At 70.8% G+C, this 26,162-nt stretch carries 21 protein-coding genes; 4 read left to right on the forward strand and 17 right to left on the reverse strand.

Annotated elements, in window-relative coordinates; translation table 11 throughout:
• Positions 1-133 precede the first annotated feature (133 nt).
• Positions 134-571 carry a hypothetical protein gene (locus tag KA217_09205; protein ID MBP7712621.1) on the forward strand — a complete coding sequence of 146 codons (438 nt, stop codon included), beginning with the start codon at positions 134-136 and terminating at the stop codon, positions 569-571.
• A gap of 218 nt (positions 572-789) precedes the next feature.
• Positions 790-1,092 (forward strand): HU family DNA-binding protein, encoded by a 303-nt coding sequence (locus KA217_09210; GenBank protein ID MBP7712622.1) that lies wholly within the window; start codon positions 790-792, stop codon positions 1,090-1,092.
• A 157-nt stretch (positions 1,093-1,249) separates the two neighbouring features.
• Here KA217_09210 and KA217_09215 read toward each other — a convergent pair whose 3' ends face one another.
• A complete protein-coding gene (locus KA217_09215) occupies positions 1,250-1,534 on the reverse strand; it encodes a hypothetical protein (protein ID MBP7712623.1) in 285 nt (94 codons plus the stop codon).
• A 103-nt stretch (positions 1,535-1,637) separates the two neighbouring features.
• On the opposite strand from KA217_09215, the gene KA217_09220 reads away from it, so the two are divergent.
• Complete coding sequence (locus KA217_09220; protein MBP7712624.1) at positions 1,638-3,527, forward strand: ATP-binding cassette domain-containing protein; 1,890 nt, start codon at positions 1,638-1,640, stop codon at positions 3,525-3,527.
• 13 nt (positions 3,528-3,540) lie between these two features.
• Here KA217_09220 and KA217_09225 read toward each other — a convergent pair whose 3' ends face one another.
• The 6 genes from KA217_09225 to KA217_09250 all read right to left on the reverse strand — a co-directional run bounded on the left by KA217_09225 (position 3,541) and on the right by KA217_09250 (position 9,579).
• Complete coding sequence (locus KA217_09225; GenBank protein ID MBP7712625.1) at positions 3,541-3,969, reverse strand: ACT domain-containing protein; 429 nt, start codon at positions 3,967-3,969, stop codon at positions 3,541-3,543.
• 17 nt (positions 3,970-3,986) lie between these two features.
• Positions 3,987-5,279: a phenylacetate--CoA ligase gene (locus KA217_09230; GenBank protein MBP7712626.1), complete on the reverse strand. Its 1,293-nt coding sequence runs from the start codon at positions 5,277-5,279 to the stop codon at positions 3,987-3,989.
• Between the two features lie 10 nt (positions 5,280-5,289).
• Complete coding sequence (locus KA217_09235) at positions 5,290-6,708, reverse strand: alginate export family protein (protein MBP7712627.1); 1,419 nt, start codon at positions 6,706-6,708, stop codon at positions 5,290-5,292.
• A gap of 37 nt (positions 6,709-6,745) precedes the next feature.
• Positions 6,746-6,922 (reverse strand): hypothetical protein, encoded by a 177-nt coding sequence (locus tag KA217_09240; GenBank protein ID MBP7712628.1) that lies wholly within the window; start codon positions 6,920-6,922, stop codon positions 6,746-6,748.
• 195 nt (positions 6,923-7,117) lie between these two features.
• Positions 7,118-7,669, reverse strand: coding sequence for a peptidylprolyl isomerase (locus KA217_09245; GenBank protein MBP7712629.1), 552 nt, complete (start codon positions 7,667-7,669; stop codon positions 7,118-7,120).
• Positions 7,666-9,579, reverse strand: coding sequence for a sodium:solute symporter family protein (locus tag KA217_09250; protein MBP7712630.1), 1,914 nt, complete (start codon positions 9,577-9,579; stop codon positions 7,666-7,668). The genes KA217_09245 and KA217_09250 overlap by 4 nt, the downstream gene beginning before the upstream one ends.
• Before the next feature lie 161 nt (positions 9,580-9,740).
• Here KA217_09250 and KA217_09255 point away from each other — a divergent pair, with 161 nt between their 5' ends.
• Positions 9,741-10,211, forward strand: coding sequence for a PaaI family thioesterase (locus KA217_09255; protein MBP7712631.1), 471 nt, complete (start codon positions 9,741-9,743; stop codon positions 10,209-10,211).
• 12 nt (positions 10,212-10,223) lie between these two features.
• Here KA217_09255 and KA217_09260 read toward each other — a convergent pair whose 3' ends face one another.
• The 10 genes from KA217_09260 to KA217_09305 form a co-directional block, all read right to left on the reverse strand.
• On the reverse strand, positions 10,224-11,435 hold the full coding sequence (locus KA217_09260) for an ABC transporter permease (GenBank protein MBP7712632.1): 1,212 nt from the start codon (positions 11,433-11,435) through the stop codon (positions 10,224-10,226).
• Positions 11,436-11,446: 11 nt separating this feature from the next.
• Complete coding sequence (locus KA217_09265; GenBank protein ID MBP7712633.1) at positions 11,447-12,148, reverse strand: ABC transporter ATP-binding protein; 702 nt, start codon at positions 12,146-12,148, stop codon at positions 11,447-11,449.
• Positions 12,148-13,293: an efflux RND transporter periplasmic adaptor subunit gene (locus KA217_09270; protein ID MBP7712634.1), complete on the reverse strand. Its 1,146-nt coding sequence runs from the start codon at positions 13,291-13,293 to the stop codon at positions 12,148-12,150. The genes KA217_09265 and KA217_09270 overlap by 1 nt, the downstream gene beginning before the upstream one ends.
• A 10-nt stretch (positions 13,294-13,303) precedes the next feature.
• Complete coding sequence (locus KA217_09275; protein ID MBP7712635.1) at positions 13,304-13,651, reverse strand: YdbL family protein; 348 nt, start codon at positions 13,649-13,651, stop codon at positions 13,304-13,306.
• Positions 13,648-13,881 carry a YnbE family lipoprotein gene (locus KA217_09280; protein MBP7712636.1) on the reverse strand — a complete coding sequence of 78 codons (234 nt, stop codon included), beginning with the start codon at positions 13,879-13,881 and terminating at the stop codon, positions 13,648-13,650. The genes KA217_09275 and KA217_09280 overlap by 4 nt, the downstream gene beginning before the upstream one ends.
• Positions 13,878-15,482 (reverse strand): YdbH domain-containing protein, encoded by a 1,605-nt coding sequence (locus KA217_09285; GenBank protein ID MBP7712637.1) that lies wholly within the window; start codon positions 15,480-15,482, stop codon positions 13,878-13,880. Before KA217_09285 ends, KA217_09280 begins: the two co-directional genes overlap by 4 nt.
• Positions 15,483-15,535: 53 nt before the next feature.
• Positions 15,536-17,155: a formate--tetrahydrofolate ligase gene (locus KA217_09290; GenBank protein ID MBP7712638.1), complete on the reverse strand. Its 1,620-nt coding sequence runs from the start codon at positions 17,153-17,155 to the stop codon at positions 15,536-15,538.
• A gap of 29 nt (positions 17,156-17,184) precedes the next feature.
• Positions 17,185-18,339 carry a hypothetical protein gene (locus KA217_09295; GenBank protein MBP7712639.1) on the reverse strand — a complete coding sequence of 385 codons (1,155 nt, stop codon included), beginning with the start codon at positions 18,337-18,339 and terminating at the stop codon, positions 17,185-17,187.
• Between the two features lie 160 nt (positions 18,340-18,499).
• Positions 18,500-20,608: a penicillin-binding protein 1C gene (pbpC, locus tag KA217_09300; protein ID MBP7712640.1), complete on the reverse strand. Its 2,109-nt coding sequence runs from the start codon at positions 20,606-20,608 to the stop codon at positions 18,500-18,502.
• A 46-nt stretch (positions 20,609-20,654) separates the two neighbouring features.
• Positions 20,655-25,886, reverse strand: a complete 5,232-nt coding sequence (locus KA217_09305; protein MBP7712641.1) for an alpha-2-macroglobulin family protein — start codon at positions 25,884-25,886, stop codon at positions 20,655-20,657.
• Positions 25,887-26,162 lie beyond the last annotated feature (276 nt).

The raw sequence follows: 26,162 nt of genomic DNA on the forward strand, positions 1-26,162 counted from the left end.
CGGGCTACGCGTGGGGGCTCGAGTCGGTCATACTTCGATGTTTTCCGGAACCAAGGCCCCTCACCCATCGCCCGGGCCGGCAGCACCCCCTTCGGGAAAGTCCGTGCTGACGGGTCCAAAGACAGGGATGGTCATGAAACCCATGCGTGCAACCCGGAGAGTCCTGACAGCGGCGCTGTGCCTGGGCGCACTCTCCGCCCCAGCGGATAACGGCCGCGACCTTGCAGGGCAGTGCCAACAGGCCCTGCGGCTGAACGTCCTCGGTGTCGAGGGCCTCGACATCGACTCCATCATCGAGGGCGTGTACTGCGTCGCGTACATCGGTGGCCTGCTCGATGGCCTGATCGTCGCCGAGGAGGACATCGAGCCCCGGGCGGCCCGCGCCCGCCCCACCATCTGTCTGCCGCCCACCGGACTGGACATGGCCCAGGCCGTCCGCCTCGTGATGGCGTGGCTCGAGGAACACCCGGAGGGGCTGAGCGAGCCCGCCCGCGTCGTAGTGCACCGGGCACTCGCCGAGTCCTTTCCCTGCTCGACGCGGAGCGGTCCCGTCCCCAGGAAGAAGCGCTGAGCCGCGCTGAGCCGCGCGGCCACTCTGTGCAGTTTTGCATTTTGTTCACTAGAATCTTCTCAGAGCTCGAGTCCCCGAGCCTGCGACAGGAGAGTCAAACCGTGGCAAAAGTGGCCCCCAAAACAAAAAAGAAACCCGCGAAGTCTCCCGTGAGCCGCAAAGCCGCTCCGGTGAAGAAGGCCGCGCCCAAGGCGAAGGCCGCGGCTGTTTCCAAGCCGATGACCAAGGCCCAGATCTACAACGCGATCACCGAGCGCGTCGGCCTCGCCAAGAAAGACGTGGCGGCCGTGATGTCGGAGCTGCAGGCGCTCATCGAGGGTCACCTGGCGAAGAAGGGCCCGGGCCAGTTCACGCTTCCCGGGCTCCTGAAGTTGACCCGCGCCAAGAAGCCCGCCACCAAGGCGCGCATGGGGCGCAACCCGCGCACCGGCGAAGCGATGGAGATCCCCTCCCGACCCGCCCGCACCACGATTCGCCTGCGGGCCCTGAAGGGGCTGAAAGGGATGATCGAGGGCAGCTAGGGAGCCCCTCGAAGGCCGCCCCATCCCCCTGGCTTGACGTACGGGCCCTCTGCAGCCTGGCGTCCGGCTCGAGGCTCTGGAGGGATGGCGGCCGGAACACCCGCCCTGGCGGGACGTTACCGCGCGTCCTGCCAGGTGGTGTTTGTTTGTGCGTCCCTCAGAGAGAGAGGGTCATCCCCCAGGGGTCGCTGTCCGTCACCGTAGCCGGAAACGTTCGGGAGTACAGCCCCGCGTAGACACCGAGCAGGTCCTCAACCATAAGGTGCGTGCCCGGGGGGAATACGATGGGCCCGTGCAGCAGCACGAGGCTCTTCTCGTAGATCTCCCGAATCCCGTAGAGCCCGATCGGTCGACCCTGGTAGCGCAGGTGCACCAGGGGCAGTCTGAGCGTGCCCGACCCTCTGGGTGGGCGTGCTTGCGCCGCGACCGAAGACTCTGCCATGTCCACACCTCCGGTGCACTCCGACGAAGGTACACTCGCCGATAGCGGACAATGCGCAGACTTCCTTGAAACCCCGCTCGCCCACCTTGCCAACCACCCAGCAATGCCCATCCTGACCCTTCGGGGCGTCACCCTGAGCCTCGGGGACCCCCCGCTGCTCGATGACGTGAGCCTCCAGTTGGAGCGCGGAGAGCGCCTGTGTCTCGTCGGCCGGAACGGTTCGGGGAAGTCCACCCTGCTGCGGCTGGTCGCAGGTGAGATCCAGGCCGACGCAGGCGATCTCTGGAAAGCGCCGGGGCTACGCGTCGCCCGCCTGGCCCAGGAGGTTCCCCTTGGCGGCTCCGGATCGGTGTTTCACGCCGTCGCCGAGGGCCTCGGGGCCGCCGGCGCGCTCGTGGAGCGCTACCACACGCTGGCCCGCGCGGTCGCCGAGGGCGACCCCGCGCGGATCGCCGACCTCGACCGTTGCCAGCACGAGCTGGAGGCGGCCGGGGGCTGGGCACTGGAACAGCGGGTGGAGACCGTGATCTCCCGCCTCGGTCTCGACCCGGCAGCCTCGCTCACGAGCCTCTCGGGAGGGGTGGCGCGACGGGTTCTGCTCGCCCGCGCCCTGGTGAGCGACCCGGACCTGCTGCTCCTCGACGAGCCCACCAACCATCTGGACATCGACGGGATCACGTGGCTCGAGGAGTTCCTGCTGGGGTGGCACGGCACGCTGCTCTTCGTCACCCACGACCGCACCTTCCTGCAGCGGCTCGCCACCCGGATCCTCGAACTGGACCGGGGCCGACTGACCGACTTTCCCGGGGATTACGCGACCTACCTCTCACGCAAGGCGGAATGGCTCGCCGCCGAAGAGACCCGCAACGCGCTTTTCGACGACAAACTCGCGCGGGAGGAGACCTGGATCCGCCAGGGGATCAAGGCGCGGCGCACGCGCAACGAGGGCCGCGTCCGGGCCCTCGAGCGCCTGCGCGCGGATCGGTCGGCTCGGCGCACGCAGGTGGGGCGGGTCACCATGGCGATCCAGGCGGCGGAGCGCTCCGGCAAGGTGGTGGCCGACGCCGAGGGGGTGGGCTTCGCCTACGACCGCCAGCCCATCCTGCGCGGTCTCACGACGACCATCCTGCGGGGCGACAAGGTCGGGGTGATCGGTCCGAACGGCGCCGGCAAGACCACCCTGCTCCGCCTGCTGCTGGGAGAGCTCGAGCCGACCGAAGGCCGGATCCGCCGCGGAACTCATCTGGAGGTCGCTTACTTCGACCAGCGGCGCGCCGCGCTCGACGAGGAGCGCACGGTCCAGGACAACGTGGGCGAGGGCCGCGAGTTCGTCGTCATCGACGGGCAGCGGCGCCACGTCCTCGGCTACCTGCAGGACTTCCTCTTCCCGCCCGACCGGGCCCGTCAGCCCGTGAAGGCCCTCTCGGGCGGTGAGCGCAACCGACTGCTCCTGGCCCGCCTGTTCACCCGGCCCTCCAACGTCCTGGTGTTGGACGAGCCCACCAACGACCTCGACACCGAGACCCTGGAGCTCCTGGAGGCCCTGCTCGTCGAGTACTCCGGCACCGTGCTGCTGGTCAGCCACGACCGCGCCTTCCTCGACCACGTGGTCACCAGCACACTCGTCTTCGAGGGTCCCGGGGTGGTCCGCGAGTACGTGGGGGGATACCAGGACTGGCTGCGCCAGCGTCCCGCGCCTCGGCCCGAGCCACGCCAGGGGAAACCCTCCCCGGGGGAGCGCACGCCGCCCCGCCCGGCGGATGCCGAGCGTCCCCGCAAACTCTCGTATCGGGACCAGCGGGAGCTCGATGCCCTGCCCGCCCGGATCGAGGCCCTCGAAGGTGAGCGGGACGCGTTGCTCGCCGGCATGAGCGAGCCCGCCTTCTACCAGCGTGAGGGCAGCGCGATCCGCGCGGTGCAGACGCAGCTCGAGCAGTTGGAGCAGGCGCTGGAGACGGCCTACGCCCTGTGGGCGTCCCTCGAGTCCCGCTGAGGCACTGCTTCCCTCAGAGGCGCATCGCCTCTTCCTGGCTGAGGAAGCGCAGGCCCTGCCCGTCCAGCGCGGCACGCGCCTGCTGGGGGTCCCGCACCTCGATCAGCAGGATCGCCCGGTTGTTCGCCACCAGGCCCGAAGAGTTCTGCACATTGACCTGCTGGCGCGTCAGGGTCTGGGCGAGCTCGTGGAAGGCCCCCGGTTTGTCCTCGATCTCGACGGCCAGCACCTCCACGAGCGAGGCGGTGAAGCCCGCCTCCTTCAGCGCCGTGAATCCCCGATCGCACTGGTCGACCAGGAACTTGATCACGCCGAAGGACTCGGAGGTCGAGATCGTCATCCAGCGGATGTTGACGCCCGCGTCGGCGAGGACCTTCGTCACCCGAGCCATCTGTCCCAGCTTGTTCTCCGCGAACACGGCGAGGAGTTTGACCGCGCTCATGACATGGGCACCCGTTCCTAGAGTTTTCGGTTGTCGACGACGCGCTTGGCCTTGCCCTCGCTCACCGGCAAGGATCCGGGCGCTACCAGCTCGATCTTGGGCCTCACCATGATCTCGGCGCGCAGCTTCTCGCCGATCTGGTCCTGCAGCCTCACCAGATGCTCGAGCTGCCCGTCGAAGGTGGCGCCCGACAGCTCCACCTGGACGATCATCTCGTCGAGTCCTTCCAGCCGGATCAGATAATTCCGGCCGACTTCGGGGAAGCGCATGAGAACCCGCTCCACCTGCTGCGGATAGACGTTCGCGCCCCGGATGATCAACATGTCGTCGGAGCGTCCGGTGATGCGCCGGATGCGGGCGTGGGTGCGGCCGCACGCGCACGGCGTCCGATCGATGGAGGTGATGTCCCGAGTGCGGTAGCGCAGGATGGGCATCGCCTCGCGCGCGAGCGAGGTGAGGACCATCTCCCCGGTCTCCCCATCGGGCAGGGGCTCGCCCGTCTTGGGGTCGATCACCTCCACCAGATAGTTGTCCTCCCAGATGTGCATGCCGTCGCGCTCGGAGCACTCGAAGGCCACCCCCGGGCCGTTCATCTCGGAAAGGCCGTAGGAGTTGAACACCGTGATCCCGAGGGCCTCCTCGATCTTCTGGCGGGTCTCCTCCGTGTAGGGCTCGGCGCCGATGAGCCCGGTGCGCAAGCGCAGGTCCTTGCGCGGGTCGATCCCCTTGCGCTCGAGGAAATCCGCGAAGTAGAGCGCGTAGCTCGGGGTGGTGTGGATGACGGTGCTGCCGAAATCCTGCATCAACATCAACTGGCGCTCGGAGTTGCCGGGCCCCGCCGGGATGACGAGCAGCCCCACCTTCTCCGCGCCGTAGTGCATGACCAGGGCCCCGGTGAAGAGGCCGTAGGTCATCATGTTCTGCAGCACGTCGTGCTGGGACGCCCCCGTCATGACCAGGCAGCGGGCGGTCAGCTCCGCTGCCTGATCCACGTCCTTGCGAGAGAAGAAGAGCGCCTTCGGCTTGCCGGTGGTGCCGCTCGAGGTGTGCAGGCGCACGACCTGTTCGGGTCCCTTGACCAGCAGCCCGGCGGGGTAGTTCGCGCGCAGGTCGGCGTTCGTCGTGAACGGCAAGCGCCGCAGGTCTGCGAGCGTCCTGACGGAGGCGGGATCGAGCCCCATCTCCCGGAACCGGGCCTGATAGAAGGGGACGTGCTCACCCACCCGCCGCACGGTGCGGAGCAGGCGGGCGAGCTGCAACGCCTCCAGCTCGGGCCTCGGTAACGTCTCGACTTCCCGATCCCAGAACATGCGATCTCCTTCAGAAGGCGTACATCAACTCCCAACGCGCGAAGACGGCGTTGTGGGGGAGGTCGTCGTAGTAGTTGCCGGGGTTCAGCCACTCGAGGAGCAGGTGCCCGGTCAGCCGATCGCTGCCGGTGAGGAGCTTCTCGCCCAGCTTGAACTTGTTCCACCAGGTGAACAGGAGCCCGCGATTGTGGCCGCCGCCCGCGCCGTCGTCCACCGGGGCCTTCATGTAACCCGCCATGAGCTCGGCCTTGTACCAGGGGGCGGGTGAGAGCTCCAGGTCCACGTGGGGCATGCTCATGTTCGACCAGCGCCCGGCGCCGTCCCGGTCGAAGGCAAACACATACAGCTCGCTGTACTGCGGCCAGCGGGCGAACACCGGGTTCCAGCCCTCGTCCTTGTTGCTGCTGCCCTGCTTGTCGCCGCTCAGGTAGTACCAGCCGACGCCGAGCCTCGGCTTCATCGACTCCAGGACCGGGGGCGACCACCTCAGGACGGCATCGACCATCCCGCCCTCCACGTCGGCGGAGCCGCGCTCACCCCACTGGTAGGCGAGCTCCACGTTGGCGCTCAGACTGTCGCTGAACTTCGGCATCAGGCGCACGCCCACGGTGTTCAGGTCCAGCTCGGGGTACACCCAGTTCCCCGCCCTGTAGCGGCCCGCGAACGGGTATTGGGAGTTGTCCTCCCACTCCGACTCTTCCTTGTAGAGGTAGTAGGCCTCGAAGGGGAGCTCTTTGTAGCTGTTGCTCTTCCAGTAGATCCCCGCGGCCTTTTCCTCCATCTCCTCGAGTTCCGTCGGGTCGTAGCCGGAGAGGTAGCGGTCGTTCTTCGGCTTGTGCAGCGCCAGGTTGTTCTCCGGCGAGTTGGAGATGAGCAGCAGGTCGACGGTGTTGTCCGGAATGCCCCGGTAGGTCAGCTTCAACGCGTCGAAGTAGATCGTGCGCGACCCGTCCAGCGGGGTGCCGTCCAAAAGCACGCGACCGTTGCCGTAGATGAGGTCCTGGCGTCCGGCGCGGACGTCCAGCGTGTCGTTGAAGAGCCCCTTCAGGTCCAGGTAGAGGTTGTCGACGACCAGCTCGTCCGGATAGGTGTAACCGGCCTGTCGGCCCTCGTAATCGGGCTCCCAGAACTTGCGGAACTCGTTGGTGAGCCTGCCGTAGATCCGGGCCTCGCGGCTCAGGTCGGCCTGGGCCCAGACCCTCGGGCGCACCCGAAGGTAGTTGTTCTCTCCGGAGGGGTTCTCGCTACCGACGACGCGGGCGTAGCCCCCGGGCCGGTAGGGGATGTGTTCGAAGTACTCCTGGCGAACCCGCAGGTCTGCGCCTGCCTTGAAGGACGGATAGCTCACCTCCGTCTTGCTTCCCTGCGCCCACACCCCCGTGGCTGCCAGCGCCGCCGCGACCGCTACCGCCATTGACCTGAGCGTCATCTTCTTCCCCCCGAACGCGGCTCACCCGCCGCGCGTGTCAGAGTGTCGACTCGATGTCTTCCTTCTCCTCGCGTGCCCAACGCACGTCTTCTTCCTGCCCTGGCTCGTCGCCACGGTTCCAGTTGACGACACCGTACCCCAGGCACAACACCGCGCTGGCAATGGAGAGCCAGTACGCCGCTGCCACCCAGGGATCCGCCAGTCCCAGCATCATGCCGCTCCCCCGCTCCCGCTCACCCGTCCGCCGCCATACGCCGGTCGCTCAGGTCTTTTCTCACCTGGCGCAGGCAGGGACCACGCGCCGCAGGCGCGGGGTTGGGGTCCATGATCGAGGGGCGCGCACGCATACCCGACGGAGCGTATCGCCTGCGGAACGCCAGGACATAGACCCACGTCAATAAGTCGCGACTTATTCACCCGCGCCCCGGGTCCCCACCAGACGGGCGCGCACGACCCGGTCGGGATTCTCGACGGCGCCGTTGCGCGCCTTGTCGCCCTTCTTGAGGGCGTCGACGTGCTCCATGCCCGTCACGACCCGCCCCCAGTACGTGTACTGGCCGTCGAGCCAGGGCGAGGGCCCGAGGCAGATGAAGAACTGGGAATCCGCGCTGTCGGGGTCGCGCGAGCGCGCCATGCCCACACTCCCCCGCACGAAGGACTCCTGGGAGAACTCGGCCACGAGCTTCGTCCCCGAGCCGCCGGTCCCGTTCCCCTTCGGGTCCCCGGTCTGCGCCATGAAGCCCGCGATGACCCGATGGAAGGTCAGGCCGTCGTAGAACTTCTGGCCCACCAGCTCGCGGATCCGCGCCACGTGTTTCGGCGCGAGGTCGGGCCGCATCTCGATGACCACCGGGCCGGAGGCCAGTTCGAGGACCAGGGTGTCCGCCGGCCCGGCGGCGAGGGTCGGCGCGCCCAGAAGGGCCGCCGCCAAGCCAAGAACGTAACGCCAGCTCGTTTTCATCGTCCGGATGCTCCTGAATCGGGCCTTGGCCCACCGAAGACGTAATGCACGTAGGCCGGGTCCATCGGGCGCGACACCCGGGCGACCACGACCGCCGTGAGGAAGGAGAGAGGCAGCGCGACCACCACCGGGTCCACCACGGTCCAGGTGAGGCTCCAGTGCGCGGGGACGATGTGCGGGGTGCCGACGAGGGCCTCGCTGATGCCGAGGCCGGCCGCCGTCCGCCCGTGCACGAAGACGAGCCAGAAGAGCGAGGTCACGAAGCCCACCAGCATCGACGCCACGGCCGCGGCGGGCGTCATCCGGCGCCAGAAGACGCCGAGCACGAAGGATGGCAGGAAGGTCGTCGCGCACAGCCCGAAGAAGATGGCCGTCGCCACCGCGATGATGTTCCCGCGCAGGGTCTGCGCCAGCACCACGGCGACTACGATCCCCAGGATGACCCCGAGACGCGTCACGAGCACCGATCGCTCGTGGGAGACCCTGCCGATCCGCTCAAAGACATCCCGGCCGATGGCCGTGCCGATGGTGTGGAACTGGCTCGACAGGGTGCTCATGGCCGCCGCCATCAGGGTCAGCACGAAGACCACCGTGAACCAGCGCGGCATGGCCTCGCGCACGAAGCGCGGGATGACGGCGTCGGTATTGCCCTGCAGCGTGGTGCCGAGCGTCACCGTTCGCTCGATGGCCACCAGTCCCGGGCGGATCTCGTCGGGGCCGCCCGCCGTCCCGCGCCGGATCTCCAGGTTGGGAGTCCACATCACGTACTCGAGGGCGGTCCCCTCGGTCGCCGACCACTCCTGGTATGCGACGAAGCGCACCGCGCGATTCTTCGCCTCGGCGGGCGCGTCCGGCGTCACCAGCACGAGCTTGCCCTTGCGGTCCGCGCCGGGGTCCATCCAGACCTGGTCGTCCACCACGCGCGCCAGCACCGACTCGTGCTTCGCGTAGTAGACATTGGTGAGCGCGCCCACCACGTAGGCGACGCCCACCATGAAGAGGATGAAGACCCCGCCTGCCCCGACCGCGCGGTTGAGCGCCTGGCGGGACTTGACGGTCATGAAGCGCACGATGAGCTGGGGCTGGGCGAGGACCCCGATACCCACACCGAGCGTGATGGTGGAGACCATCAGCCACCACAGGTGGTACCGCAGGGCGGCGGGCGGCGCCTCGCCCGCGGCCGCGAATCCGAATGCCGGCATCGCGGTCCAGCCCTGGGACCCGATCGCCCGCAGGAACCCCGGGACCCGGTCCTGCATCGCGGTCAACTGCTCGTGGGCCGACACCACCCCGCCGAGCTGCTCGTACGTGACGACGAGCAGCACCAGCATGCCGACGAACATGATGCCCCCCTGCAGCGCATCCGTCAGCATGACCCCCTTCAAGCCCCCGGCGATCACGTAGGCGGCGACCAGCACGGAGAAGACGATGAGGGCCACGTCGTAGGAGGTGTGGAAGGTCGGTGCGAACGCCTCGGCCCCACCCACGATCACCGCCGTCGCGTAGAGGGGCATGAAGAAGAAGATCACGAACGCGCTGAACAGGTGAATGAACGGCGAGTCGTACCGCTTGCCCATCAACTCCGGAAAGGTGTGCGCGTCCAGGTGGTGGCCCATGCGCCGCACGGGGTCCCCGAGAACCACGAAGGCGATGAAGATGCCCACGAAGATGTTCAGGAACACGAGCCACAGGAGCCCCATCCCGAAGTTCGCGGCAACGCCCCCGAACCCCACGATCGCCGAGGTGCTGATGAACGTCGCCCCGTAGGACAGGGCCATGACGATGGGGTTGGCGTTGCGCCCGGCGACGAGGTAGTCCGCGGCGGTGCGGGTCTGCCGGTACCCGAGGTAGCCGAGGTAGCCCGTGGCCAGCAGGTAGACCATCACCATCAGGATCGCAACCAGGTCCATGCTCCCGTCCCCCCTGTCCTGCTCGCAAAGCCGGTGAGACTACCCTCCGCGCCCGACACGGACACCGACCTCGATCAACAAAGTCGGGAGACCGCAACGGGACAGCGGGCGCGAGTACACTTGCGGTGCTGACCTCCATCACGGCCCCGGGGAAGAGAACCATGACCACCCATCACCCGCAAGAAGGCACCGGGCATCCGGCCACCGATCCCGCCGAACGCGCCCGGGTCGTCACCGAATTCTTCGCACGGGACCGCTTCGCGCGGCACAGCGGCATCGAGCTCCTCGAGGTCTCGGAGGGCTTCGCCCGGGCGAAGATGCCGCTGGCACCGTTTCACCACAATGGGATCGGGACCGTCCACGGAGGCGCGCTCTTCACGCTGGCCGACCTCGCCTTCGCCGCGGCGTCGAACTCCCACGGCACGGTCGCGGTGGCGGTGAGTGCCACCCTCTCCATCGTGAAGGCGACCCGCGAGGGGACACTCTGGGCCGAGGCGCGCGAGGTCGCGCGCAGCCGCAAGATCGGGACCTACACCGTGGAACTGAAGGACGACGCAGGGGACCTCGTGGCCGTCTTCCAGGGCACCGTCTACCGCAAGTCGGAGTCCCTGCTCCCCCAGGGGCTGACCTAGGGGCCGCGCCGATCACTCGTACCGCAGGGCCTCCACCGGCCGCAGGCGCGCCGCCTTGCGCGCCGGGTAGTAGCCGAAGAAGACCCCCGTGGCCGCCGAGAAGAGGAAGGCGAGCGCCACGGCCGCTCCGCTCACGACCGCGTCCATCCCCGCGAGCTGCGCGAGAAGCCACGCGCCGCCGATGCCGAGGGCGACCCCCACGAGCCCCCCGAAGGTGCAGACCCCGATCGCCTCCAGCAGGAACTGACGCAGGATGTCGCGGCGGCGCGCCCCGATCGCCATGCGGATCCCGATCTCCCGCGTCCGCTCGGTGACCGAGACGAGCATGATGTTCATGATCCCGATGCCCCCCACCAGGAGCGAGATGGAGGCGATCGCCCCCAGCATCAGGGACAGGATCCGAGCGGTCGCGGCGGCCGTCTGGGCCGCCGCCGAGAGGTTGCGCACGGTGAAGTCGTTTTCCGCCTTCTCGGCGATCCGGTGCCGGGTGCGCAGCAGCTGCGTGATGTCCTCCTCCGCCTCGCCCATCTCCGCCGCCGAGAGGGCGCGCACCATGATGAAGCGGACGGTGCCGGGGAACGGGTTCCCGAAGAGCTTGCTGTGGGCCGTGCTGACCGGGATGAAGGCGCTGTCGTCCTGGTCCCTGCCGTCCAGGCTCTGGCCCTTGGCCTCGAGGAGCCCCACGACCTGGAAGGGTTGGTTCTTGATCCGGATCGTGCGTCCGACCGGGTCCTCGCCCCCGAAGAGGTTGCGGGCCACGGTCTGCCCCAACAGGACGACACGGGCGGCCCGGCGCTGGTCCACCGCCGTGAAGGATTGCCCCGATTCCAGACCCCAGTCCCGCACCTCGAGGTATTCGGGGGTCGTGCCGTAGACCACCGTGCTCCAGTTGGCCGCCCCGTAGGCCAGCTGGGCCGTGCTCGAGGACACCGGCGCCACACTCTTCACCGTCGCCAGGCGGGCCAGCGCCGCCGAGTCGCCCAGGGTCAGGGTGGGTGAGGTGCCGGAGCCGTAGCGCAGCCCCCCCGAGGTGCTCGCCCCGGAGAGGACGATGAAGAGGTCGCTGCCCATGGAGGCGATGGATTGGCTCACCGTGAGGCGGGCACCCTCCCCCACTGCGAGCATCAGCACGACCGCGGCCACGCCGATCACGATCCCGAGCACCGTCAGCCCGGTGCGCAGCGGGTTCAACACCATCGCGCGCCACGCCTCGCCCTGGAGCATGCGCCAGGAGCTCACGCGTCCACCTCGCCGTCGTGGACCACGCGGCCGTCGACGAAGCGCACCAGGCGCCCCGCGTAGCGGGCGATGTCGGGCTCGTGGGTCACCACCACGAGGGTGATCCCGCGCTCCCGGTTGAGCCGTGTGAAGAGGTCCATGATGTCGCGGCTGGTCTGACTGTCGAGGTTGCCGGTCGGCTCGTCGGCCAGGATGAGCGAAGGGCTCGCCGCCAGCGCCCGGGCAATCGCCACGCGCTGCTGCTGGCCACCGGAGAGCTGGTTCGGCAGCGAGTCCCCGTACTCCCCCAGACCGAGCTGTGCCAGGAGCTCCAGGGCACGCTCGCGGCGCTCCGCCCGCCCAACGCCCGCGTAGAGCAGCGGCAGACCCACGTTCTCCGCCGCGCTCACGCGCTTCAGCAGGTTGAAGCCCTGGAAGACGAACCCGATGAGCCGGTTGCGCAGCCCCGCGAGCTCGTCCTCCGAGAGGCCGCCCACGTCACGACCCTCGAGGACGTACCGGCCGCTCGTGGGGCTGTCGAGGCCCCCGAGGAGATTCATGAAGGTCGACTTGCCGGAGCCGGAGGGCCCCATGACGCTCACGTGCTCGCCGGCCTGGATCTGGAGGTCCACGTCGAAGAGGACCGGCGTGCTCCGTCCCCCCGGTACCTCGTAGGACTTGCAGAGGCGCTCGACCCGGACCAGGGGGCCGGCCGGCATCACATGATCCGGATCCGGAAGCCGGACCCGCCGCTCTCCTGCCTGGGCGCGATGGCCCGCGTGACGACGGCGTCTCCAGCCTTCAGGGTGCCGTCGACCACCTCGGTGAAGGTGTTGTCGGTGATGCCGGCGCGCACCCGCACGGGCCGCAGGCTCCCGCGCTCCAGGACGTAGACCGTCGTCCCCTCACCGTTCTGGCGGGCCTCCACGCCCACCCCCCCCGGGGAGACGTCCTCGGGCTTTGGCCGGAAACCGAGGGCCGCGTTCGGCAACCGGAGGACGTCCCGGCGCTCGGCAATGGGGATGACCACGTGGGCGGTCATGCCGGGCATCAGCCGCCCCTCCCGGTTGTCCGCCGCGACCACCACGTTGTAGGTGACGACGTTCTGCTGGATGGTGGGGTTCAGCCGGACCTGCCGGATCTGGCCCTGGTAACCCTGACCGGGGAAGGCGTCCACCGTAAAGCGCACCGGCTGCCCCACGCGCAGGCCGCCCACATCGGCCTCGGCGACGCTGGTGTCGATCTGCATCTCCCGCAGGTCCTGGGCGATGTGAAAGAGGGTCGGTGTCTGGAAACTGGCCGCCACCGTCTGCCCGATATCCACGTTGCGGGCCACCACCACGCCGGAGATGGGCGAGCGGATCACCGAGTAGCGCAGATTGGTGCGGTCGTGCTCGAGCTGCGCCTCCGCCAGCTTCACCTCCGCGGCGGCCACGTTCACCCGCTCCTCGGCGGTCTCGAGCTCTGCCCCCGAGAGGAGCTTCTTCTCGAAGAGGGACTGGTTGCGCCGCAGCGTGCTCCGCGCGAGGGCGAGCGTCGCCTGGGCGTTCTGCAGGGTCGCCTCGCCCTGCTTGACCTTGGCCGACAGCAGCGAGGGGTCGAGCTCGGCCAGGACCTGCCCCTCGGTGACCTGGTCGTTGTAATCGGCGTAGATCTTCTGGACCGTCCCCGAGACCTGGGTCCCCACCTGCACCAGGGTCACCGGACTCAACGTTCCGTTCGCAGTGATCGCCTGGACGACGTCACCCCGGTCGACCGGCTGGGTGCGGTAGCGCTGCGGGGACGGGGCGTCCTGGCCCCTCCACACGAGCACCCCCACGGTCGCCGCTGCGAGCAGCGCCAAGGAGACCCACCGCCGCGTCACCCCGCCGCCCCTAGCGCTTGACCCAGCGCCCCCCGGAGTCCATCACGAACTGGCCGGAGGGGGTGGCGCTGACGAGGCGTTGACCGGCCACGGCCTGAACCTCCTGGAGGGCGCGGCCCGTACTCCGGGCGACCTGCTCGTACTGCTTGCGCCGTTCCTCGTTCACCCGGTTGACGAGCTCGCGCACGTCGGCCGGCGCCTTGGCGGAAACGAGGCCGAGCAGACCGTCCGTGCGCTCCCCCACGAGGCCCGACGCCTTGGCGCCGGTCAAACCATCCTGCGCGAATGCCGGCAGGCTGTGCGCAGCGAGCAGGGGCAACACCCCGATCAGGGCGACGAAGCGGCGGCGCGTGGTCATGGCTTCTTCTCCTTGGGCAAGCCGAAGAGCTCCGGGTTCTTGTCGAAGACTTGGTCGAGCTCGCGGTCGATCTTCACCCGGACCTCCTGCTCGATACGGACGTTGAGATTGATCTCGATGGGCTTGTCCGGGGCCTCGAGCTTCACGGTCGGGTTACACCCGCCCGCCATCAGCACGACTGCTGCCAGGGCGCCGAGGCGCACCGGCCGGAAGGTCTCTCGCTCGTTCATCGCTTTCGCTTTCCCGGCGTTGCGTTACCCACGTTTGGAGTCCCCAACTGCTCGATCCGTTCCCGTACCGAGTCGGGGATCTGGTAACTGCGCAGACCGCTGCGCAGGATGCGGTCCAGGGCTCCGCTCAGGCGGACGTTCAGGGCCACCGGGCGCCCCCCCTGGAAGTCGGGATTGGCCCCCTTCAACTTCAGCCCCACGACCGTCTCCTCCCCGAGGACCCCGTCGATCGTGAGCGCAAGCTCCTCGTAATGGAAGTTCCGCAGGGCCTCCCGGAGCACCGCCGTGCCGGAGTCGCCACCCCCGCCCAGGAAGGCCGGGGGATCGGCCGGGTCGTAGCGCACACGCCCGGTTCCGGCCGCCTCGAGGCGCCCGCCCTCGACCCGAACCCGGCTGCCCTCGATCTCGACCGGGATGCGCCCCCCGAGGGTCCCCGTCGCTTCGAGGCCCTGCACCTCGAACTGGGCGAGCACCTGGTCGAGGTCGAGCCCGTCCGCCTCCAGGGTCAGGTTCCGGCGGCGCTCCCCCACCGCGAAGCTGGCCGGCAACATCCGCAGGCGACCACCCGCCCAGCGGACCTCGGCCTGCTCAACCGCGAGACGCTCACCCCGCTTGACCTGGAACGAGACGAGCGCGTCGGTCAGGGGCAAGCCCACGTCGATGGAATTCGCGGAGAGCCACTGACCCGGAGGCGTCAGGATCGGGTCCAGGGACGAGAGGGCGACGAGACCGTTCACCCCGCCCACCGTGAGGGCCAGCCCGCGGAGCGACAGCCCCGCCACCCGCACCTCCGCGCTGCCGTCGAGCCCCTTGCCGTCGTGGCGCACGCGCGCCTTCAGCCGGGCCTCCCCGTCCAGGGCGAAGGGCTCCCCCCCGAGCGTCAGGGCCCCGGCAAGCCCTGCCCTCGAGTCGAGGTCCACCGTGAGCCCGGAGGGGCCGGAACGGGCACGCAACTCCGCAGTGGCCCGGGGCCCGATGGGAACGAGGCTCAGCTCCAGACGCCCGTCGAGACGGCCCTCGCCGGGGCTCGTCAGGTGGCCCGAGAAGGGGACCGTGGCAGCGCCGAGAGGGCTGGTCAGCGAGAGCACGGCGTCATCGACCGCGAGCTCTGCGACCGGTAGCCGGAGCGCCGAGAGCCAACCGGGCACGGCCGCGGGAGGACCGCCGTGCGCCTCCCGGCCCAGGAGCTCCACACCCTCGGGACCCACGCGCAGCGAGAGACGCGCACCGGTGAGGGCGACCCGGTCGACCCGTCCCATGGCCAGGCCCGCCGGGGAGTACTCGAGCCGGATGCCTTCGACGCCCTGGCCACCCTCGCCCTCCCCGGTGTCGGCTCCGAGCCGAAGCCGGGCGTCCAGCGCCCCCCAGCCGATGCGCTCCACCGTGAGCACCGCCTCGGGGAAACCGGCGCCCCGTATCGCCGACGACGCCGAGGCTCCGAGGAGCTCCGGCAACACCCGGGACACACCGAAGACGGCCAGCAGCACCAGGCCGAGAACCTGCACCACTGTCCAGAGCAGCCCGCGCATCATCCCACCCGCGCATCGTCCGACCGGCCCCGCCATCCCGTGGCCGCGCAGGGCCGGAAGGCACCTGCGCACAGGTGCCCCCCTTCAGCGCAGCGAAAGCCCGCGGGGCCTCTGGCCCACTCCCGTCAGAACAACCCGCTGACGTTCCCTTCGGAGTCCACGTCGATCGAGAGCGCCGCGGGCTGGCGCGGAAGGCCCGGCATGGTCATGACCTTGCCAGTGTAGACGACCACGAACCCGGCCCCGGCGGAAACCTTCGCGCCGTTGACGCTCAGCACGAAATCCCGCGGCCGACCGGCGAGCTTGGGGTCGTCGCTGAGCGAGGCGGGTGTCTTTGCCATGCACACGGGCAACCCCCCGTAGCCCAGGTCTTCGATGCGCTTCATCTCGGCGCGTGCGCCCTGGGAGAGCTCCACTCCCGCCGCACCGTAGATGCGCCGTGCCACCCATTCGGCCTTCTCACGGATCCCCAGTTCCAGGGGATACAGGGGGTGGAACGACGAGGGCGAGTCGCTCGCCGCGCAAACCAGCTCCGCGAGCTCGAGACCACCGGCGCTGCCCCCCTCCCGGAAATCCGTGATCGCCGCCGGCACCCCCAGGTCCGCGCAGCGGGCACGCATCTCCTCGAGCTCGGCCGGCTCGTCGTCCAGGAACCGGTTGATCGAGACGACCACCGGCAAACCGAACTCGCCCAGGTTCTCCACGTGCTTGGCCACGTTCTCGATGCCGTGGCGGGCGTAGGCCCGGCGCGTCACCACGAGCACGGCCGCCGCGGGCTTCAGTCCCCCCGCGCGGCACTTGATGTCGAAGAACTTCTCCGCCCCCAGGTCCGCGGCGAAACCCGCCTCGGTCACCACGTACTCGCCGAGCTTCAACGCGAGCCGCGTCGCGATCAGGGTGTTGCACCCGTGAGCGATGTTGGCGAAAGGCCCACCGTGCACGAAGGCCGGGGTGCCCTCGATCGACTGCACGAGGTTCGGGTGGATAGCCTGCTTCAGCAAGGCCGCCATCGCGCCGTGCACACCGATGTCGCCCGCGCGCACCGGCCGGCCCAGGCTGTCGTAGCCCACCACGACCTCGCCGAGCCGCCTCTTCAGGTCGGCCAGGTCCTCGGCGAGGCAGAGCACCGCCATGACCTCGGATGCGGCGGTGATCTCGAAGCCGTCCTCGCGCATCACCCCGTTGCCACCCTGTCCCTCCAGCCCCACCAGGATGCTGCGCAGGGACCGGTCGTTCATGTCCATCACCCGCTTCCAGACGACCTTGCGCGGGTGGATCTCGGGGGTCGCGCCCTGGTGCAGGTGATTGTCCACCACGGCGGACAGGAGATTGTGGGCAGTGGACACGGCGTGGAGGTCGCCCGTGAAGTGCAGGTTGATCTCCTCCATGGGCAGGACCTGGGAGTAGCCGCCGCCGGCCGCCCCGCCCTTCAACCCCATGCAAGGGCCGAGGGAGGGCTCGCGGATGGCGATCACGGCCCGCCGGCCGATGGCTGTCAGGGCTTGGCCCAGCCCGATGGTGGTGGTGGTCTTGCCCTCGCCGAAGGAGGTCGGCGTCATGGCGGTGACCAGCACCAGCCGCCCCTCGGGGCGTTCCCCCAGCCGGTTGGCCAGGGCGGGAGCCGGCACCTTCGCGATGTAGCGCCCGTAGGGGAGCAGGTCGTCGGGCTCGAGGCCGAGGACTGCAGCCACCTCCGTGATGGGCCGCAGGGTGGCCTCCCGGGCAATCTCGAGGTCGGAGCGCATGACCAAGTTTCGGGCTCCGGTTGCGGGGCTCAGAGGCGCGGGACGCCGAAACCACCCAGAAGGCCGAGGAGCTGGTCCCGGCTGAGCACCCGCTGGTTGAGGAAGTCGAGGGCGAGCTTCATGTTGAACTCCACCTGGATCCCGACCGGCGCCACCCCTTCGCCCGGCTCCTCCCCGATGACGGTCACGTCCGATTCGGCGAGACCCTCCTCGGCGAGAAGGCCCGCGAGCACCCGTCGGCGGTCGAGCGGGTCGACCCCGGGGTCGGGCTCTCCGGTGAGGGAGCGGGTGTCGTCGTTGACCGGCAGCCGGAAACCGTAGCAGTGGTCGAGGGCCGCCTTGCGCGCGAGCACCTCGGTGAAGAAGTCGAATGCGCGGGTGATGGCGATTACCTTGTAGCCCATGACCTTGAGCGTCTCGACCAGCTCGGTCGTGGCCGGCGTGACCTCGGTCGCCCCGCACGCCCGAGCGGCCACCTCGGCTGGCAGCCCCTCCAGCAGCCGCGCGGCGTGACGCACGGCGTCCACCGGCCGCGCGGGGTCGTAGGCCCGGCGCACCGCCTCACGGTCGATCCCCGCCTGCCGCAGGACCTCCGTCAGCGTGCGGGTGTCGATGAAGCTGGTGCCGATATCGAAGCACACGGCCCGTTTCTTCTTGTTGAAGACGTCCTCGGCCTGGAACATCGAGCGGATCCCGACCGCGCTCATCTCCTCGCGCAGCACGCCGAGCAGGTTCGGCAGGGGCAATGCGGCCTGGGTCACGTCCGCGTGGAGCTCCATCAGGAAGACCCCGGCGCGCGCCACCATCCGGGAGAACTCGATGTTGACGTGGTAGCCGGAGAGTTGCTGGGAGATGCGGGAGACGATCCCCGGCCGGTCCCTGCCCACGAGCACGATCAGGAGGCTCTTGCGGTCGGGGCTGCGCGGGACGGGGGTGTACTTCTGGACGTCGAGGGTGAGGTTGGCATCCTCGGCGATGCGTGCGACGAGGCCGCGGAACTGCTCCGCGCGCAAGTCGCTCTCCGCGAGGTCCACCACCATCACGACCGTGAACAGCCCGTGGACGACGTCCTGGCGCAGGTCCACGACGTTGCCCCGGACCTCCGCAATCGGCCGCGTGAGCTGCTGCACCAACCCCACCGCGTCGCGCCCGGCGCCGTGCACTACGTAGAGCCTTTCCCGCATGACTCGCTCCCTCCCCTCCCTACCGCGCCTCGGTTTTCGATAGCGGCACGTCCCGCACGGCCCTTACTCCCTGCTCGCCCGACGAGCCGGCAAGCCCTGCCGGCCGCCGCAAGCCCTGCGAACCCGGCGAACCCGGCGAACCCTGCAAGCCCTTCCAAGGCTAGCGCAGGGTGACGCTCGCCGCGTCGCTGCGTCCGTCGGAATCGACCACGCTGACCCGCACGCTCCCAGTCCGCAGCGGTTGCCACAACACCTCCCGCTCCTGACCCTGCGCCACCGGACGGCCGTCCACCAGCCAGACGAGGGGACGCCGCCCGCCCTCGGCCATCAGGGTCACCGGAGCGATCGCCCCCCCCTCCTCGGCAACGTCCAGGCGGATGCCGGGTTGCGGAAACACCAGCCGCAGGTGGTGCGCATCGGGCAGGTCGAGCCCCCCGCCGGGGGCGCGGGCCTCCAGACGGCGCAGCAGGGGCGCCGTCGCGCCCGACGGGCCGGCGACCCCCGTCGGGGCACCCGGGTCGGAGGGCAGGAGGTCGAAGACCTCGTAGAGGAGCGGCAGCGCGGCTGTGCGGCCGGTCTGCTCGGGGATGGGCGTCCCATCGGGGCGCCCGACCCACACGCCAACCGTATACCGCTCGCCGACGCCAAACGCCCAGGCGTCACGATACCCGTAGCTCGTCCCCGTCTTGACCGCGAGGGGTGCCCGCGTGCGCCGGTCCGCAGCCTGCACCCAGCCCGGCGCGGGCGCGGCCTCGCGCAGGATGTCGCGCACCCGGCGCGCCGATTCGGGCGAGAGGAGCCTGCCACCCCCCGGCGGCGGGCGTTCCGCCCCGGCCCGCAGCGGCACCACCTCGCCGTCCCGCGCAAGCCCTGCGTAGAGTGCCGTGAGGTCCTCCAGGGTCATCCCCACGCCCCCCAGGGCGAGGGGCAGGCCGGGAGGCGCGCCCCGCCCTGCCCCTCGCCCTGCCGGAAAGTGGAGTGAGACCCCGGTGCGGGCCAGCGCCGTGGCAAACCGGGCCGGGCCCAGGCGGTCCAGGACCAGCACGGCGGGCACGTTCAGCGAGCGCAGGAGCGCGTCCCGCACGGTGAGCTCACCGTGGAACGCGGAGTCGAAGTTGGCGGGGCTGTAGTCCCGGAAACGGGTGGAGACGTCGGACACGAGCGTGCGAGGCTCGACGATCCCTTCGTCGAAGGCGAGCCCGTAGAGGAAAGGCTTCAGGGCGGAGCCCGGGGAACGGACCGCGCGCGTCATGTCGACGGCCCCGCGGCGCCGGACGTCGAAGTAGTCGGCCCCGCCGACCGAGGCCATGACGTGGGCGTCCCGATGATCCGCCACGAGGAGCGCGACGCTGCCCGCGGACACCAGGGACGCGGTGGCGCGGGCTGCGAGGCCCTCCAGGGCCCGCTGCAGCCGCGCGTCGACCGGGGTGCGCACGACCGGCGTCCCCGGGCTCTCGCCGCGCAGCCGCTCTGCGAGGTGCGGGGCGAGAAACGGCCACGGCACCCGGCCCACGGGTACGGGCTCGGCACCCGCCTCGGCCACCGTCCGCACGTCCACGACTCCGGCGGCCAACCCCCGCCCGAGGGCCCTCTCCCGGGCCCGCGCCGCGGCCTCCGGATGCCGGTCGGGGCGCAGGAGCGCAGGGGAACGGGGCAGCGCGACCAGCAACGCGGCCTCGCCGGCGGTGAGGGCACGGGGCTCCTTGCCGAGGTAGGCGAGGGACGCGGCCCGCAGGCCCTCCAGGTTGCCGCCGAAGGGGGCGAGCGTGAGGTACATCTCGAGGATCCGGGCCTTGTCGTAACGGGCCTCCAGTTGCAGCGCCCGCAGGGCCTCGAGGAGCTTGCTCGCCAGCGTCCGGGGGCGGGGCTCCAGCAGCCTCGCGAGCTGCATGGTCAGGGTCGAGGCCCCGGAGACGGTGCGTCCCGCCGCGAGGTTCTCCGCGACGGCCCGGGCGACGGCGACCGGGTCCACGCCCGGGTGGGCTTCGAAGCGCCGGTCCTCGACCGCCACGAGCAGCGCCAGGTAGAGCGGAGCGACGTCGTCCAACGTCACCGGCAGGCGCCAGAAGCCGTCCCGCGTGGTGAAGAAGCGCAGGGGAGCACCCGTGCGGTCGACGACCGCGGTGGAGAGGTCCTCCAGCCGCCCGAGCGGCGGGGGGAAGAACCGATCGAGCAGGACGACGCAGACCACCGGGACCGCCAGCGCGGCGGCCCCGAGCAGTGCCCGGCGCAGGGACCGCTTCACGGACTTCCCGGGGTCCCCCGGCAGGACCGAGGCAAGGGCTCTGCGGGGGCCTGCGCCCGGCTCCGCGCCCTCACTCCGCCGGCCCCACCGTGACCCGGTGCACCGCCTGACGGGCGAAGAACCTCGGGCGGTACATGTCCTCCAGCTGGGCACCCGGCAGCTCGTAGCTCCCCGGCGTAACGGCCCGGACCAGATACGCCACCCGGAACGACGGTTGCTCCGGGGTCAGCTCGAAGGCGGCCACGTAGCGGTCGTCGCGGCCCTCCAGCGCCGTGGGCGTCGACAGTTCCCGGAGCCAGGGCAGCACCGCCCCCCCGTCCCCGGAGAGGCGCACGGTCTCGATCTCCCAGCCGGCGGGCAGCCCGTGGGTCAGCAGCGCCCGATGGTGCAGTCCGGTCGCCGCCTCCCCCTCGACCTCGACGACGAACACGTCGTTCTGGCGGATACGGTCCAGGTCGAGCGGCTGTCCCTCGCGGGTGAAGAAGTGGCGGCGCACGGCCATCCCCTCCCGGGCTGCGGGCCGCGGCTCGACTGGCACACCCGTGCGTGTCACCGCCTCCCAGACCTCGCCCGGACCTACATTCGTCACCTTGAGGCCTGCCGCGACCTGGGCGGCCGAAGGGGCCACCAGGACCGGGTCTCCGGAGGTCAGCGCCACCCCGTCGGCCTTCAGGGAGAGCGGACCTTTGCCCGCCATCAGGGCGGCGGCGGCCCGGACCACCCAGGCCTGTTCCTGCGTGCTGAGGCGCCCTGCCTCCAGCGCGCTCGCCGGCAGACGGTCGAGCAGCCGGGGCAGCGCGTCGCCGAGGAGGTCCACCTCCGCAAGCACGCTGAGCATGGCCGCCGCATCCCGCACGACCGAGCCGTAGTCGACCGGCCAATCGTCGCGGACCAGGTTCCCGGTCGCCGCGGCCGCCGCGGCCCCCGCGCGCTCCCGGTCGCCGAGCCGGGCCAGCGCCGCCGCGAGTTGCGCCCGCGCCAGGGGGCTCGGCAGCTTCGCCAGGAGGGCATCGTGGAGATAGCGCGCCGGCCCCGGGGTCGCCACTCCGCCCAGTGCGAGAACGTGGACGGCGTAGGCCCGGCTCACCAGGTCCTCCTTCTCCGTCCCGCCGTCCACCGCGTGCCGGCGCAGCCAATCGAGGGCCGCCTTGTAGGGGCCCTCCGCCACCGGCCGACCGGCCGCCCGCGCACGCGCGAGAAATTCCGTCGCGTACGCGGTCAGCCAGGCAGACTCTTCGCCGTAGGCGCTCCAGACCCCGAACGCGCCGTCATAGCGCTGCTTGTCCAGGACCTGGCCGACGGCGGCGTCGACCCGGGCGTCCCGCGTCTCGGCGGTCATCAACGCACCCGTGGACTGGAGCCCCGCGCTCCCCACGAGGGGCAGCGCCCGGCTCACGACCTGCTCGAGGCAGCCGTAGGGGTAGCGCTCCAGCGCGGCCAGGATCCCCGCCACGTCGAAAGGCGCCCGTGAGGCGTACGTCAGCCTCACGCTGCCGGTGCCCGGGACGTAGCCCGCCAGGTCCGCGGCGCCCGTCTCGGTAGCGGCACCCGGGGGCAGGCGGCGCTGCGTGAAGGTGGTCTCCACGGCGCGCGACGGTCTGACGGTGATGGAGAGCTGCCGCCGCAGGCGGACCCCCCCCGGGCCCTCCAGCGCCACGCTGAGGGAGCCCGTCCCGGCCGCAGCACCCCGCAGCGTCGCCGGCACGCTCACGCGGGCATCGCGCGCAAGCTCCACCTCGGCAGGCACGTCGCCGACCGTCACCGCGCCCGAAGCCGTCACCGACAGGCGGTAGACGCCGGGAGGGGCCTCGACATTGTGCAGGGACAGGGTGGCCCGGCTCTCGTCACCCGGGGCGAGGAATCGGGGCAGCGTGAGTTGGGCCACCAGCGGCCCGCGCACCGGCAGGGCGGCCGCGGAGCCACCGACCCGGCGCGCGTCGTAAGCGACCGCCATGAGCCGCAGTTCACCGTCGAACTCCGGCACCTCGAGGGGAATGCGGGCCACGCCGTCCGCGCCGACCGGCACGGGCCCCCGGAACAGCGACACGATGGTGAGCGGCACCACCGGAAGGCTCGCACCGAGCCCTCCCTGGTCCCCGCCCTGGCGCAGCGTCCCCACCGGCCCGGAGATGGCGCTGATCAGCCGCCCGTAGTCGTCGAGCACGTCGACGCCGAGCAGTCGCTTGCCGAGATAGTGGCCAGCCGGGTCGGGCGAGGTGAAGCCGGTGAGCCGCAGGATCCCTTCGTCGACGGCCGCCAGGGTCACCCAGGCGCCCGTGGCCGGCTTGCCGTCAGCGGCGGTCACCCGGACCGGCACCTCCACCCGCTCCCCGGGCCTCGCGACGGCAGGGGCATCCAGACGAACCGCCAGCGTGCGCGGCGCCGGGTCGAGACCGAGCCAGGCGACACCGATGGCCCGCACCGGCACGCGTTCCCGGTCTGCGACGGGAGAGCGAATCACGGTGGCGAGCACGTACGCCCCGGCACCCCAATCCGCGCCGACCGGCACCTCGAAGGTCGCCCCCCCGGCGGGGACGGAGTGCTGCTGCACCTCCCGCACGCGGTCCGTCGCGACGGTCAACTGCAGTTCGCCGGCGAACGGCGGCACGACGCGCACGCGCGCCCGGTCCCCGGGGGCGTAAGCCGCGCGGTCGAGCGTCACCTCCACCCGGTCGGGGGTTTCCCCCGCATCCAGCGCGACCTGCCAGCCGACGCTGAAGCGCACGGAGGAGGCCACGCCGGTGGCCTCGTCGGAGACCTCGAGCCGGTAGCGGCCGTATTCCAGCGGCCCGAAGGAGGGTGTCCCGAAGCGCTCGGCCGTGAGATCCAGACTCCCCCGGCGCAGGCTCTCCGCCTGCACGGAGGTGCGATAGGTGTAGCGTCCTTCGTCCTGGTACCAGAGGAACCGGACCCGCTCGCGGAAGAGCTCCGTCCGGAGGCCAGGACGCGAGACTCTCTTGCCGTCCGGACCGACGGCCACGACCTCGAAGGCTGCCGGATGCCCCTCCTCCACCCGGTCGCCGCTGAACTGGGGGCGGATCCCGATGGCGAAGGGCTGGGTGCGCAGGGGAACCGTCAGCGTCTGGCGGGACGGGCGGCCGCCCGGCTCGGCCAGGTCGACGCGGAACAGGGCGCGCAGGGGCCGGGTGGTGTCCGGGAGCGCGGGCAACTTGACCTCGACGCGCGTGGCACCGCTCGCATCGGTGGCCGGGAGGCTGAGGGACTCGGTGCGGGGGGTCGGGGACTCCTGGACGAGACCGAAACGGAACCCCTTGAACGCGGAAAATGGCTCGGGGTCCAGGGCCACGGAGACCTCGGCGGTTCCGGAGAGACCCGCGGCGGGAGGACCGTACAGGAAGCGCGCCCGCACCAGGAGATCGAAGGGCCGCGCCGGGTCGATGGCCGGTGAGGAGCCCTCGACCTCGACCGCCAGCCGCTCGGGCACGAACTCCTCCACCTGCACGCGCAAGGCGCCGACCGGGTCCGACTTCGGGTCTGCGAGGGCCTGCACAGTCCAAGTCCCGAGGGGGGCCGTGGCGGTCAGATAGAGCGGCAGGACGTGGGCGCCGGCCGCGCTGGACTGCACCACCCCGGAGCGGAAGACGGTTCCGTTGGGGCGCAGCACCCGCAGGGTGAGAGGGAAGCCTTCGACCGCGTCGCCCCGGTCGTCCCGCAGCAGCACCGTGAGGTTCACTCGCTCGCCCGGGCGATAGACGCCCCGGTCGGAGTACAGGTACGCGTCGAGGGGTCCGGGTGCTCGACGGCCGCCCACGCCGCGGTCGCTCAGGTCGAGTGCGGGCCGCCCGAGGTTCAGGACCGCGAAATCCCCTTCGGCGCCGTAGGCCACGACGAGCAGGGGCTCGTTGCCGCCGCCAGCCCCGGAGGGTGGGAAGTGCACGCGCCCGTCGGCGTCGCTCGTCGCCCGCCCCAACTCGGCGTTGTTGCGGGCCAGCAGTGCGACACTGGCCCCCGGCACCGGCTTTGCGCTGGCGAGCGAGCGGACGAAGACGTCCACCCCGTCGGGCCCGCGCAGCGTGCTCAGCCCGAGGTCCGTGACCACGAGCCACTGGGTCGCCGGCGTGCTCTGGATCTCGCTCTCCGGCAGGTCCGCGGGCATCGCGGTGAGCACGTAGAGCCCGGGTTTCGGTTTGGGAATCAACTGGCGCACGGGGACGGCCGTCACCACCGAGACATTGCGCTCCAGGCGCACCGCCATCCGCCCTTCCCACAGCCGCTCGCCCTGCGACTCGGCGATCTGGTCCGCTTCGTAGCCTTCCAGGCTGCCGAGTGCCCCCTCCCCCATGCGCGCCACCAAGTTGCGGTCGTTGATGCGATGGACCCGCAGCGTCACGGCGTCCGTATTCACGGTGACCAGGGGGATACCATCTGGCCCGCCGCGCGGCAGGATGAAGGCGTTCCCCCGGAAGGCCGCAAGGGGCGGACGGTCGCCGATCGCGACCTCGCGGGTCTCGGTGCGCTTGAGCACCAGCCCGTCGGCACTCGCAAGCCCCTCGCGCAACGCCACCCGATAGCGGTGCGCGTGCGCGAGCCCACCGAGGCAGAGCTCACGGCCTGCGGCGTCCACGCTGACCGGGGTCGCGGGCTCGACTCGCACGTATTCGTCCCAGCGCGTGCCGCGGGCCTGCTTCAGAGGATTGGAGAGGACCAGGCAGACGCGCGGCTCCTCGCCGTCGGCCTCGACGCGAACACGAACCCACTCGACTCCGACCTTCTGGCGCAACGCCTCCAGCCGCTCCCCGAGACCCGGCGCCGTGCTCCCCTCCGCCCGCAGGGCCCGCAGGGCACCCAGAGCCTCGCGGGGCTGGTCGAGCCGGGTTTCGAACAACTCTGCCATGCGCTCGAGGGCGCGCTGGCGGTCCGCCGTGTCCCCCGCCGCCCGATAGGCCAGCCACGCCGCCTGCAACGCCCGGTCGGCGTCCGGACGCGGCAGGGAGAGCCACGCCTCGCTCAACTGCAGGAACACGGACGGGGCCTCGCGGCCCAGGGTGACGGCAACCTCCAGTTGTGGGAGCGCCGCCTCGACCCGATTCGCCGCGAGGGCCTGCGCCGCCGCCTTGAGCGCTGCGTCGGCTGCCGCCGGGGATGGCTGCGCCGGACGCTTCGCCACCAGCGCCGCGCGGTAGCGCCCCGCCGCGGCCGCCAGTCCCGCCGGCTCGAAGCGAGCGTCCTCCGTCTCCGCCCCGCTCTCCGTATCCTCGGTCTGAGCCAGGGCAGTCGGGGTTGCCAGGGGCAGGGAGACCAGCACCGCAACGAAGGTCAGCCAGAAGCGAGGGGGGGTCATGGGGCACATCCTGGTGAAGGAGCTGATGACGGGCGAGCCCACCTGGAGGGGGTCACGAAGGGGACCGCAAAGGAGTGTTGTCCCTCGGCGGGCCAGAAACAAGGTCCGCCAGGCGGCGAGCGCGAGCCGCGGTTCTCTCGCAAGGACGGTCGCGGTTTTCTCGGAACGACGTCGCTCGTGGCATGCTATGGGCAACGGCCGTTCCCCCGGGAGACCGGGAGAGCGGAGGACGGAGACCGGGACTGGGACGGCACACCTTCGCCGCGAGAGCGACAC

It is taken from the genome of Gammaproteobacteria bacterium, assembly GCA_017999615.1.
In the GTDB taxonomy this organism is placed as follows: domain Bacteria; phylum Pseudomonadota; class Gammaproteobacteria; order JAABTG01; family JAABTG01; genus JAGNLM01.